General features: G+C 76.6%; 12 protein-coding genes and 1 pseudogene. 5 read left to right on the top strand and 8 right to left on the bottom strand.

Annotated elements, in window-relative coordinates:
* Positions 1-129 precede the first annotated feature (129 nt).
* From CNO22_RS29315 to CNO22_RS29305, 3 genes and pseudogenes are all read right to left on the bottom strand, one after another.
* The gene (locus CNO22_RS29315; protein WP_232807241.1) at positions 130-432 is read right to left on the bottom strand and encodes a DUF6297 family protein; all 303 of its coding nucleotides are present in this window, start codon (positions 430-432) and stop codon (positions 130-132) included.
* A gap of 11 nt (positions 433-443) precedes the next feature.
* Positions 444-713 carry a hypothetical protein gene (locus CNO22_RS29310; RefSeq protein ID WP_232807240.1) on the bottom strand — a complete coding sequence of 90 codons (270 nt, stop codon included), beginning with the start codon at positions 711-713 and terminating at the stop codon, positions 444-446.
* 155 nt (positions 714-868) lie between these two features.
* Positions 869-1,414 (bottom strand): annotated as a pseudogene (locus CNO22_RS29305) (ABC transporter ATP-binding protein); the annotation flags it as partial.
* Between the two features lie 74 nt (positions 1,415-1,488).
* Between CNO22_RS29305 and CNO22_RS21640 the strand changes: the two are divergent.
* Positions 1,489-1,884 carry a DUF6221 family protein gene (locus CNO22_RS21640; RefSeq protein WP_100501318.1) on the top strand — a complete coding sequence of 132 codons (396 nt, stop codon included), beginning with the start codon at positions 1,489-1,491 and terminating at the stop codon, positions 1,882-1,884.
* A 179-nt stretch (positions 1,885-2,063) separates the two neighbouring features.
* Complete coding sequence (locus CNO22_RS21635; RefSeq protein ID WP_100501317.1) at positions 2,064-3,092, top strand: Atu2307/SP_0267 family LLM class monooxygenase; 1,029 nt, start codon at positions 2,064-2,066, stop codon at positions 3,090-3,092.
* A gap of 2 nt (positions 3,093-3,094) precedes the next feature.
* Here the strand turns inward: CNO22_RS21635 and CNO22_RS21630 are convergent, their stop codons facing one another.
* Positions 3,095-3,724: a maltokinase N-terminal cap-like domain-containing protein gene (locus CNO22_RS21630; protein ID WP_100501316.1), complete on the bottom strand. Its 630-nt coding sequence runs from the start codon at positions 3,722-3,724 to the stop codon at positions 3,095-3,097.
* 162 nt (positions 3,725-3,886) lie between these two features.
* Here CNO22_RS21630 and CNO22_RS21625 point away from each other — a divergent pair, with 162 nt between their 5' ends.
* Together CNO22_RS21625 and CNO22_RS21620 are read left to right on the top strand one after the other, a co-directional pair.
* A complete protein-coding gene (locus tag CNO22_RS21625) occupies positions 3,887-4,543 on the top strand; it encodes a hypothetical protein (protein ID WP_100501315.1) in 657 nt (218 codons plus the stop codon).
* 45 nt (positions 4,544-4,588) lie between these two features.
* Complete coding sequence (locus tag CNO22_RS21620; protein WP_100501314.1) at positions 4,589-5,815, top strand: MFS transporter; 1,227 nt, start codon at positions 4,589-4,591, stop codon at positions 5,813-5,815.
* On the opposite strand, the gene CNO22_RS21615 is transcribed toward CNO22_RS21620, so the two are convergent.
* The 4 genes from CNO22_RS21615 to dhaK are packed head-to-tail and all read right to left on the bottom strand — an operon-like array spanning position 5,743 to position 9,364.
* Positions 5,743-7,275 carry an ATP-dependent DNA ligase gene (locus CNO22_RS21615; RefSeq protein WP_100501313.1) on the bottom strand — a complete coding sequence of 511 codons (1,533 nt, stop codon included), beginning with the start codon at positions 7,273-7,275 and terminating at the stop codon, positions 5,743-5,745. The two genes, CNO22_RS21620 and CNO22_RS21615, sit on opposite strands and share 73 nt — an antisense overlap.
* A gap of 44 nt (positions 7,276-7,319) precedes the next feature.
* Positions 7,320-7,730 carry a dihydroxyacetone kinase phosphoryl donor subunit DhaM gene (gene dhaM / locus CNO22_RS21610; RefSeq protein WP_100501312.1) on the bottom strand — a complete coding sequence of 137 codons (411 nt, stop codon included), beginning with the start codon at positions 7,728-7,730 and terminating at the stop codon, positions 7,320-7,322.
* A 3-nt stretch (positions 7,731-7,733) separates the two neighbouring features.
* Positions 7,734-8,366, bottom strand: coding sequence for a dihydroxyacetone kinase subunit DhaL (gene dhaL / locus CNO22_RS21605; protein WP_198588501.1), 633 nt, complete (start codon positions 8,364-8,366; stop codon positions 7,734-7,736).
* A complete protein-coding gene (dhaK, locus tag CNO22_RS21600) occupies positions 8,363-9,364 on the bottom strand; it encodes a dihydroxyacetone kinase subunit DhaK (RefSeq protein WP_100501311.1) in 1,002 nt (333 codons plus the stop codon). Before dhaK ends, dhaL begins: the two co-directional genes overlap by 4 nt.
* A 273-nt stretch (positions 9,365-9,637) precedes the next feature.
* Between dhaK and CNO22_RS21595 the strand changes: the two genes are divergently transcribed.
* Positions 9,638-11,386 (top strand): DUF222 domain-containing protein (locus CNO22_RS21595; RefSeq protein ID WP_157937058.1); only part of this gene is annotated, 1,749 nt, incomplete at its 3' end.

Here is an 11,386-nt window from a genome sequence, read left to right as displayed (position 1 = left end):
TTGGAGTATGAATTGTGGTTGTTTATCTGTGATACAGGTGTGTGTGCTATGAGTGTTCTAGTACGTACTGGTGATCGTGGTTATATTTATAGTGTATCTGTTGTGGTCTGTCTCGGCTGGTCGGATCTGCTATCTGTCGTCGCAGACCCGGCCGCGGCGCCGGGTCTGCAGCAGCGCCGTCCCGCCGACCGCGGCGACGGCCAGCACGACCGCCCAGCCCAGACCGCCCAGCACCGAGGGCGCCGTCGGCGCGGCGGCCGCCCCGAACACCAGGGGCAGCGCCAGCAGCACCGCGACGGCCACCCCGACGACGGTCAGCCGCATCAGCTCGCCGCGCAGCAGGCCCCGGCGGTCGGCCGGCAACGGCAGCCACCACGCGGCGGCCGCCGGCGTGGTGCTCACCGGACCCAGCCGGGCCGGGACGACGACCACGCCGGCCAGCGTCAGCAGCGCCAGGGCGGCGGAGGTGAGGGGGCGGGCAGCGTCGTCCCGGTGACGGGTGCGCCGGCCAGCGCGATGCGCTCGCGCAGCGAGGCCAGGCTGCCCCCGGCAACGGCCACGCCGATCCCGGCCGAGACGAGCCCGCCCCAGGCCTCGGAGAGCCGCTCGCCCAGCGTCGTCCGGGCCCGCGCCGCCGTCGCCCGGCGGGTCCAGCGCCGCACCGCCACACCGTCCAGCGGCGCGGCCGGGATGTCGGTGGCGCTGGTCGCCACCGCTCAGAGCTCCGCGATGCGGCCGGCGGCCTCGGCCGGGTCAGCAGCCGGCAGGCGTCGTCGTCCACCGCGAGCACCTCGTCGGCGACCGTCGCGACCAGGTCGGCGTCGTGGCTGGCGAGCAGCACGGCGGTGCCGGCGTCCCGCAGCGCCGCCAGACGGGCGGCCAGCCGGGCCCGCATGCCGGCGTCGAGCCGGCGCTCGGGCTCGTCGTGCACCAGCAGCCGGGCGGGGCGGACGAACGCGGCCGCCAGCGCCAGCCGCCGCCGCTGGCCGGAGGAGAGCGCCGAGGGCAGCGCGTCGGCGCGCGCCCCGAGGCCGAACGCCTCGACCTCGGCGTCCACGACCTCCTCGGCCGCGGCCACGGCGTGCCCGCGCGCGGTCAGCAGCAGGTGCTCGCGGCCGGTGAGCGAGACGAAGAAGGCGTCGTCGTCCAGGACCGCGGCGACGTCCCGGCGGAAGGCGGCCGACCGCTCGTCGACCGGTGCGCCCGCGAAGGCGACCGTGCCGGCGAGCGGCTCCAGCAGGCCGACCAGGGTGCGCAGCAGGGTGGACTTGCCCGAGCCGTTCGGGCCGACGACGGCCACGGCGCGCCCGGCGGCCACCCGCAGGTCCACGGGAGCGCACACCGGGGCGGACCCGTGCCCCACGGAGAGCTCCTCGGCGACGAGCAGGTCGAGCGATCCCGGTGCGTTCCGCATGGCCGGACAACCGTAGGACGGCGGCCGGGTCGCAGTCGGTTCCGGCACGCGCGGCCGCGGCGCAGGATGGCCGCATGGACGCCGACCCCGGCCTCGAACCCGACCTCGAACCGGACCTCGACGGGTTCCTGCTGGCCCGCATCGCCGAGGACCAGCGCCTGGCGGCCGAGGCCGCCCAGGCGACCGGCCGGAAGTCGTGGGACGGCGGCGTGACCGCGCCGCCGGGCGCGACCGACCACGTCGCCCACCACGACCCGGCGCGGGTGCTCGCCGACTGCGCCGCCAGGCGCCGGCTGGTGCTGGCCTGCCGCGACGTCCGGCCCGACCTGCGGCTGCTCGGCGCGCGGCCCGAGGGACTGGACTTCCCGCTCGCGCCCACCGACGCCCATCAGCTGGCCGCGCTCACGCTGGCGCTGCTCGCGCTGCCCCACGCCGCGCACCCCGACTACCGGCCGGTCTGGCGTCCCTGACCCGAGGAGCCCGCACAGCCGCCGCCGTTGCGCCTGTGTAGACGTATCCGCGGGCGCGCTCGCGCTGCTGGCCACCCGGGCGACCTGCCGCTGACCCCGGGGCCGGGGACGCCACCTGGTTGACTGGTTGAACACTGGACCGTCGCCGGTGGCGGCCCCGACCCCGGAGGAGGACAGCCGTGCACGTGGGCGTGGACAGCTTCGTCGCAGCGGTGACCGACCCCTCGACCGAGCGCCGGATCGGACCCGAGGAGCGGATGGCGCACCTGCTCGAGGAGATCGCCCTGGCCGACGAGGTCGGGCTGTACTCCTTCGGCATCGGCGAGCACCACCGCCCCGAGTACTACGACTCGGCTCCGCCGGTGATCCTGGGCGCCGCGGCCGCACGCACCTCCCGGATCCGGCTGGGCAGCGCGGTCACCGTGCTCAGCGCCGCCGACCCGGTGCGCGTCTTCCAGCAGTTCGCCACGCTGGACCTCATCTCGCGTGGCCGCGTCGACCTGGTCGTCGGCCGCGGCTCGTTCATCGAGGCGTTCCCGCTGTTCGGGCTGTCGCTGTCGGACTACGACGAGCTGTTCGAGGAGAAGCTCGACCTGCTGCTGCGGCTGCGTGACTCCGAGAAGGTGACCTGGTCCGGCCGGCACCGCCCCGCGCTGACCGGGCAGGGCGTCTACCCGCAGCCGCTGCAGGACCCGCTGCCCATCTGGGTCGGCGTCGGCGGGACGCCCGAGTCCTTCGTCCGGGCCGGGCTGCTCGGCCTGCCGCTGATGGTGGCGATCATCGGCGGCGAGCCGCGGCAGTTCGCGCCGCTGGTCGACCTCTACCGCCGGGCCGGGGCGCAGGCCGGGCACGCGCCCGAGCGGCTGCAGGTGGGCCTGCACGTCTTCGGCTACGTCGCGAAGAGCACGCAGGCCGCTGCCGACACCATCTACCCGGGCTGGCACGAGATGTTCACCAAGGTGTCCCGGGAGCGCGGCTTCGCCCAGCCGACGCGGGCGCAGTTCGACGCGACCAGCGGCCCGAACGGCGCCTTCTTCATGGGCGACCCGGACACGGTGGCCGACAAGCTCGTGCGGGTCTCGGAGCAGCTGGGCGGGGTCGACCGCGTCGCGATCCAGATGACCAACCCGCGGCTGGCCCATGCCGACCTGCTGCGCGGCATCGAGCTGCTGGGCACCGAGGTCGCGCCCCGGGTGGCGTCTGCCTGAGGTCAGGCCCGCCGGGCGCTTGCGAGCAGCACCGGCTCGTCCTGCCCCGCCCAGGTGCCGGTGAGCGTCGCGGCGCCGTCGGCTGGCACGCCCGGGGTCAGCGCGCGGCGCACCACCAGCTCCAGGTCCCCGGCGCGGACGGTCGTCGCGTCGGCGGTGTCGGTGGGGGACGGCGTGCCGAGGGGGCCCGCGACGGCCGCCGTTCCGCTGCCGGTGACGCGCGCGGTGGGGTCGCGGCGCTCCTGCCGGCCGTCGACCGCGAAGTACTCCTCGGCCTGCGGGGCGCCGGTGAGCACCGCGGCGGCCAGCGCGGCGACGTAGACCGGGTCGGCGCACCCGTCGTAGAACCAGCGCCGGCCGAGCACCGAGTGCTCCGTCGTCCCCACGAGGTGCTCCTCCAGCTCCGGGACCGGCGCGCCGCGGTAGGTCAGCGGCACGTGCAGCAGGGTGTCGCCGGCGCCCAGCACGAACGTCTCGGTGCCGACCTCGCCGGCCGGGTCGTCGAAGCGGTAGGCGGCGACCTGCTCGAGCTCGACGCCCGCGGCCGCCGCGCCCCACGGCCGGCCGGGCGCCCATCCGGCCACCAGCTCGAGCTTCGACGGTCGCAGGATGGCCCGGTAGGGGAGTGCCATGAGAGCGACCGTACGGGCTGCCTGGGCGGGTGCCGTCGCTGGTGGCTGCCGCGGACCGCCCGTCCGCCGTACGCTCCCACGACCGGGTGCGGACGTCGGGGCTCGCCTCGTGTCGCCCCGTCGGAGCGCACCGGGAACACGGCCGGTGGGGGAGGCGGAGCGATGCCGCAGGGTCCGGCGTCCATGCCGGTGCTCAGCCGGGGCAGGCACCGCAGCCCGGAGCGCGGGGCGTGCTTCATGGAGTACACCGCCCTCCTGGCCGGCGAGCCGTTCACCGACGCCCCGCACTGCGTGGACGGGGAGCTGGCCGCGGTCGTGCGGCACGCCGACGACCGGATGTCCGACGGCGACCGCGCCCGGCTGACGCCGCTGCTCGGCCGGGCGATCGGCCTGGTCATCCCGGGGCCGGCGCGGCCACGACGACGGCGCCGCTCCGCCCGCCTGCCGGACGCCGAGGTGCGCGCCCTCGCCGTCCACGACGCGGCCGTCGACGAGCTCCGGGTGTCGGTCTCCCGGCGCTTCACGGCCGCGCTCGGGCACCGCCCGTCCCCGGCGGAGTGGCGCGCGCACGCCTGCGGCCGGGACGTCGACCGGCTGTTCTGGTCCCTGATGCCCGAACCCGTCCCGCTCAGCACCTCCGCCGCGTACGTGGACCGGTTGGTCGACCGGCTGGTCCTGCTGCACGAGTGCTACGAGCAGGCGGTGGCGCAGCTCGGGCTCGCGCGGAGGTCGCCGGTGACCGGCGCCCCGGTGGTCGTCGCCCGCAGCACGCCGGAGGCGGTCGTCGTCCCGGGCACCGGCCACTCGCAGGCGGACTGACCCCTGGCGTCCGCCGTCCGCCTCCAGTGTGGTGCGGTGGGCGGGATGCGCACGAGCACGGCGGTCTTCCTGCTCGGTCTGTCGGCGCTGCTGACCGTCTACGCGACCCAGCCGCTGCTGCCGGCCCTCGCCGCCGACCTCGGGATCTCCGCGACCGCGGCCGCCTGGACGGTGAGCGCCACGGCCCTCGGCGTCGCGGTCGCCGCGCCGTTCGCCGGGGCGGTGTCGGACCGGCTGGGCCGCAAGCCGGTGATGCTGGCGGCGATCGCCGTGCTGACCGTGGCGACGGCGGCCTGCGCGCTCGCCCCCGGCTTCGCCGTGCTGCTGGCCGCGCGGGCGGCGCAGGGCCTGGCCGTCCCGTTCGTCTTCGCGGTGGCGGTCGCCTACGTGGCCGAGGAGGTCCCCGCCGCCCGGTCGGCCGCCGTCACCGGCCTCTACGTCTCGGGGACGGCGCTCGGCGGCTTCCTCGGCCGGTTCCTCTCCGGCGCGGTGGCCGGGGCGCTCGGGTGGCGGGCGTCGTTCGTCGCGCTGGCGCTGGTGCTGCTGGGCGTGCTGGGCGGGGTCGCGGCCTGGCTGCCGCGGGAGCGGCGGTTCGCGCCGGCGGCCGGTGTGCTCGGCGGCCTGCGGGGCATCGGCGGCCACCTGCGCGACGGGCGGCTGATGGGCACCTGCGCCCTGGGCGCCGCGGTGCTGTTCGTGCAGGTCGGCGCCTTCACCTACGCCGGCCTGCACCTGTCCGGGCCGCCGTTCGGGCTGGGCACGGCGCAGGTCGGGGCGGTGTTCGCGGTGTTCCTGGTCGCCGTCGTCGTCACCCCGCTGACCGGTCGGCTGGTGTCGCGGGCGGGCCGCCGCGCGGTGCTCGTGCTGGCCACCGCGGTCGTGCTCGCCGGGCTGGCGCTGACCCTCGTGCCGGCGACCGCCGCGGTCGTCGCCGGGCTGGCGGGGGTGTGCACCGGTGTGTTCGCCGCGCAGGCGTGCGCCACCGCCCAGGCTGCGGCGAGCGGGGGCGCCGCCCGCTCGGGGGCGGTGGGGCTGTACCTGACCTGCTACTACGCGGGCGGGGGCGTCGGCGCCGTCGTCCCGGCGCCGCTGTTCTCGACCGCCGGGTGGCCGGCGTGCGTAGGGCTGCTGGGCGCGGTCGCCATCCTCGGTGCGGTCGCCGCGCTGGTCAGCTGGCCGCCCCGCGCCGGCGCTGCCGGTCAGCCGCCGGCGAGCAGCGCCCGCACGGCGTCGAGCGTGTCGGCGTCCGCCGCCGACCGGTCCGGCCGGTAGCGCAGCACCCGCGCGAAGCGCAGCGCGACGCCACCGGGGTAGCGCGGGCTGCGCTGGGCGCCGTCCAGGGCGATCTCGACGACCAGCTCGGGCTTCAGCAGCACGCCCCACTGGTGCTGCTCGCGGGCCAGCCCGGGGAAGGTGGTCGTCTGCCAGTCGAGCAGCTCGTCGGTCATCCCCTTGAACGTCTTGCCGACCATGACCGGCTCGCCGCCGTCCGGGTCGCGCGCGCCGAGGTGGATGTTGGACAGCTTCCCGGAGCGCCGGCCGTACCCCCACTCCGCGCCGAGCACCACCAGGTCGAGGGTGTGCACCGGCTTGACCTTCTGCCACGCCTTCCCGCGCCGGCCGGCGGCGTAGGGCGCGTCGAGCGCCTTGACCACCACGCCCTCGTGCCCGGCGGTGAGCGCGCCGTCGAGCACCTCGGCGGCCTGCTCGGGGGTGGGCCGGCGGACGCCGGGCATCCGCAGCGCCGCGTGCTCCTCGCCGGCCAGCAGCTCCGCCAGCGCGTCGAGGCGGACCGACAGCGGCTCGTCGAGCAGGTCGCGGCCGTCGAGGTGCAGCAGGTCGAAGAAGAACGGGCTGAGGACGACGGCGGGGTCGGGGGCGTCACTGCCGAAGCGGCTCATCGTGTCCTGGAAGGCGCGCGGCCGGCCGTCGTCGTCCAGCGCGAGGGTCTCCCCGTCGAGGACGGCGGTGCGGCACGGCAGCTGCCGGAGCTGCGCGACCAGCTCGGGCACCCCGTCGGTCACCTCGCGCAGTGTGCGGGTCCAGACGCGGACGACGTCGCCGTCGCGGTGCACCTGGATGCGCGCGCCGTCCAGCTTGTGCTCGACCGTGACGTCGTCGCCGAGGTCGGCCAGGGCGGCGTCCAGCGAGGAGCCGGGGCTGGCCAGCATCGGGCGCACTGGGCGGCCGACCTGCAGGTGCACGGCCTCCAGGGCCTCCGTGCCGCCGCCCAGGGCGGTGGCGGCCGTGTCGGGCAGGCTGCCCGACAGCATGAAGGCGCGGCGGACGGTCGGCGCCGGGACGCCGGCCGCGGTGGCGATCGCGTCGAGGACGACGCCCTCGAGGGCGCCCTGCCGCAGCTCGCCGGTGAGCAGTCGGACGAGGAAGCGCTGCTCGTCGGCGGTGGCGGCGGTGGACAGCCGCTCGAGGACCGCCTCCCGCCGCGCCGCCGACCCGGTGCCGGTCGTGCCGGCGAGCTCGCTCAGCGCGCGGTCGACGTCGGGGACGGTCAGCCGCGGGGAGTCGGCCGGGTCGTGCGCGAGGCGGGTGAGGGTGCGCCAGCCGACGCCGAGTCGACCCTGCAGCGTCTCCCCGGCCAGCCAGGCGGTCGCCGCCCACACGTCGTCGCCGTCCGCACGGCCCAGCAGGTCGGCGATGGCCGCGGCCTTCGCCGTGCGCGAGCGGGTGGCCGCCACCGTGGCGGAGGCGGCGACGACGTCGGCGAACAGCACGGCGCCATGGTGGCAGCCGGGACCGACGTTCCCCGGCCGGCCCGTCAGCCGCTCAGGTGTGCCTGCTTGGGCGCCAGGCCGCGCAGCGCCTCGGCCGCGACCCGGTCCCGGTCGGCACCCGCGGCCGCGGTGACCGCGGCGCCGACGAGGCCCTCGACCAGGGGCGCGGGGGAGAGGACGACCCGCTCGCGGACGTCGTCGTCGAGCAGCTCGAGGGCGGTCTCGGCGGAGAGGACGGCGCTGCCCAGGTCCATGAGGACGACGACGCCGTCCCCGCCGTCGGCCGCGGTGACGGCGTCGGCGATCGCCGTCGCGTCGGTGCCGAGCCCGCCGTCGACGTCCCCGGCCGCGACCGTGATCGTCTGCTCCCGGCCGGGGAGCATGCCGCGGGCGAGCTCGACCGCGGCGTCGGCGAGGGCGCGGCTGTGCGACACGACCACCAGTCCGACCGGCACCGCTCAGCCCCTGCCGGCCAGGGCGGTGGCGGCGGCCTCCACCAGCAGGGTCGTCGAGGCCGCACCGGGGTCCACGTGGCCGGCGCTGCGCTCGCCGAGGTAGCTGGCCCGGCCCTTGCGGGCGACCAGCGGCTCGGTCGCGTCACGCCCGGCCGCGGCCGCCTGCGCGGCGGCGCCCAGGGCCTCGCCCAGCGGTTTGCCGGCGGCCAGCGCCTCGTCCAGCGCGTCGGTCGCCGGGCCGAGCGCGTCGAGCATCGTCTTGTCCCCGCGCTCGGCCTTGCCGCGGGCGACGACGCCGTCGTACCCGGCGCGCACCGCGGCGGCGAGGGCGCGGCCGTCGTCCCCGTCGAGGGCGCCCGCGGCGCGCAGGAAGAAGGTGCCGTAGAGGGGGCCGCTGGCGCCGCCGACCGTCTTGATCAGGGTCGTCGCGACCGTCTTGAGGACGGCGGCGGGGTCGTCCGCGGGCTGGGCCTCGAGGGCGGCGACGGCCGCCGTCATCCCGCGGTCGAGGTTGGCGCCGTGGTCGGCGTCGCCGATGGCGGCGTCGAGCTGGGTGAGCGCGTCGCGCTGCTCGTGCACCAGCCGGGCGAACTCCCGGACCCAGGCGGTGAGCGCGGCAGCGTCCACGGCGCTCATGCGCCCCAGCGCAGGGACGGCGTGCGCACGGGGGCGTCCCACAGCCGCAGCAGCTCGTCGTCGGCCTTGAGCAGGGTGACCGAGCAGCCGGCCATGTCGAGGCTGGTCATGTACGAGCCGACGAGGTTGCGGGCCACGCCGACCCCGGCCTTCTCCAGGACGGCGACCACCTCGGCGTACATGAGGTAGAGCTCGAGGAGCGGCGTGCCGCCCATGCCGTTGACGAAGGCGATCACCCCGTCGCCGCCGGTCATGTCCAGGTCGGAGAGGACCGGTTCGACGAGCATCTCGGCGACCTCGCGCGCCGGCGCCAGCGGGACCCGGCGGCGGCCGGGCTCGCCGTGGATGCCGATGCCGATCTCCATCTCGTCGTCGGGCAGGTCGAAGGTCGGCCGGCCCGCCGCGGGCACGGTGCAGGACGTCAGCGCCATGCCCATGCTGCGGCCGTTGACGTTGACCCGCTTCGCGATGTCGGCGACCGCGGCCAGGGGCCGGCCCTCCTCGGCAGCGGCGCCGGCCAGCTTCTCGACCAGGACGGTCACGCCGACGCCCCGCCGTCCCGCGGTGTAGAGGCTGTCCTGGACGGCGACGTCGTCGTCGGTGACCACCGAGACCACCTCGGTGTCGGACTCGGCCTGCACCAGCTCCGCGGCCATCTCGAAGTTCATGACGTCGCCGGTGTAGTTCTTCACGATGTGCAGCACCCCGGCGCCGCCGTCGACGCCACGGGTGGCCGCCGCCATCTGGTCGGGGACCGGCGAGGTGAAGACCTCCCCGGCGCAGGCCGCGTCGAGCATCCCGACGCCGACGAAGCCGGCGTGCATCGGCTCGTGTCCAGAGCCGCCGCCGGAGACCAGGCCGACCTTGCCCTGCCGTGGGGCGTCGCCGCGGAAGACGACGCGGTTCTCGTGGTCGACCCGCAGCTCGGGATGAGCCGCGGCCAGGCCGCGCAGCGCCTCGGGTACGACGTCCGCGGGGTCGTTGATGAGCTTCTTCATCGCAGCCTCCTGGCCTCGGCCTGCTCGGTGACGGGGGTCACCGGGCAGGAGGCTAGGAGGGTGCGCGAACCGGCACAAGCGACGCCGGGGTGCTGGCGTCGCTGCCGCCACGCTCCTGTCGGCTCGCGGGTCTTCCCAGGCCGCCCTGCCGGGCTCTCCGGACCGCGGCTGCCGCGACCTCGTGTCACGGTGCTACCGGTCGCCTGCCGCACCTTGCGGCTGACCTGGGCTTTCCCCTTGCGTCGGTGATCACTCGAACGTATGATCGGACACGTGGACGACGGGGCGCAGGCCGGCACGGCGGATGCCGAGGCGCGTGCATCGTTCCGCGTGGGCGGCAACGCTGCGGTGGCCGAGCCGTCCGTGGGGTGGGCGTCGGGTGCTCTGGGTGTGGTGCAGGCGGCGGATCGGGAGATCGCCCGGCAGACCGCGGTGAAGGCCCGCGCGGTGGCGGCGTTCGCCGCGTCTCGGCCGGCCAGTGCTGATCGGCGGCAGGGTGAGCGGGGCGCGATGAGCGCGGAGCGGTGGGCGGCGCGCCCGGAGGTGTTGCGGTCGGTCAGTGAGTGGGCCACGCCGGAGGTGACGATCGCGTTGAACCTGTCCCAGCAGGCCGCCGAGGGGCTGCTGGAGGAGTCGCTGACCCTGGTGCACCGGCTGCCGGGGACGCTGGCGGCGTTGGAGTCGGGGTTGCTGCACGCGGGGCATCTGTGGCATCTGCTGGACAAGGTCGCCCCGATCGCCGATGACGCGCTGCGCGCGGAGGTGGAGGGCGACCTGCTGGCCTGGCTGGCCAGGCGGCGGACGGTGACCAGCCCGTCCCAGTTGGGCGACAAGGCGCGGCGGGTGGTGGCCCAGCGGGATGCGGCGGCGGCCGGGCGGCGGCTGGCCCGGGCGTTGAAGGAGCGCGGGGTGTCGATCCGCCCGGACCGGGTCGAGGGCATGGCCACGGTCGCGGTGTACTGCACGCTGCCGGAGGCCAAGGCCTTCTACGGCGCGTTGGTGCAGTGCGCCGAGTCGCTGGTCGACGAACCCGGGGGTGCGGTGCGCACCCGGGGGGAGAAGATGGTCGATGCGCTGCTGGAGCTGGTGCTGCGCCCGGGGGAGTCCCAGCTGCCGCCGGTGCGGGTGCTGCTGACCCTGGTGGCCTCGGTGGCCACGATGCTGGGTGGGGATGCTCCGGCGGAGCTGGACGGGGAGGTGCTGCCGGCGGAGATGGCCCGCCAGCTGGCCCGCGCCTTCGCCGGGCAGCCGCCGGTCGCCGGACCGGTAGAGCAGGACGCCGCCGCCGCCGCCGCCGACGCCGCCGCCGCCGCCGACGCCGGCGCTGCCGCTGCCGACGCCGCCGCCGGCTCGGATGAGCCGGCACACCCCTGGGTCCAGGTGCCGGTCGGTTCCGATGGCGAGCCGTCTGCAGCCGAGCCAGTGGACTGGTTCGACGACCCGGCGTGGTGGGCCGAGGCCGAGCGCCGGATCGCAGCCGGTGACTTCAGTGGTGCTGGCTTGCCCGGCTGGTCGGAGTTCATCGGCGTGGGGGTGGAGCCGGGGGAGCCGTACTGGTCGGAGACGACCACCCCGCCGCACTGGGTGACCGACCCAGCGGAGCGGGCGACCTGGGGCGCCGACGCGACGATCGAGGCGGGGCCAGGCAGCACCATGCTGCTGGCCGCCGCACTCCACGACCTCGGCGGGGCGCTGGACACCGGCCGCCCGCTGGAGTCGGCTCCTGCGCCGGACACGAACCCGCCGCCTGATGCCGCCTGCTCACCAGGCGCCAGCCCACCGCCAGATCCCGCTTCCCCGCCGGGCGCGGCTGCGGCGCCGCCGTCGGACACCGGCTGGTGGGCGGCCGCGGACCGGGCGGTGGAGGACGCCGGGACCGCGCTGCACGCCGCCCGGATGGCGCTGGGCCACGCCTCCCGCAGCGTGCGCACCGCCGCCGAGGCCGAGGCCGCTACCGAGGCCGCCTGGGCCGCCAGCGGCGCCGGGCGGGCCGACGCCGCGACCGACGCGCTCGGCGCGCTG

Source organism: Geodermatophilus chilensis (assembly GCF_002802985.1).
Classification (GTDB): domain Bacteria; phylum Actinomycetota; class Actinomycetes; order Mycobacteriales; family Geodermatophilaceae; genus Geodermatophilus; species Geodermatophilus chilensis.
The sequence above is the reverse complement of the archived record's forward strand: the minus strand, read 5'-3'. Positions and strand labels throughout refer to the sequence as shown.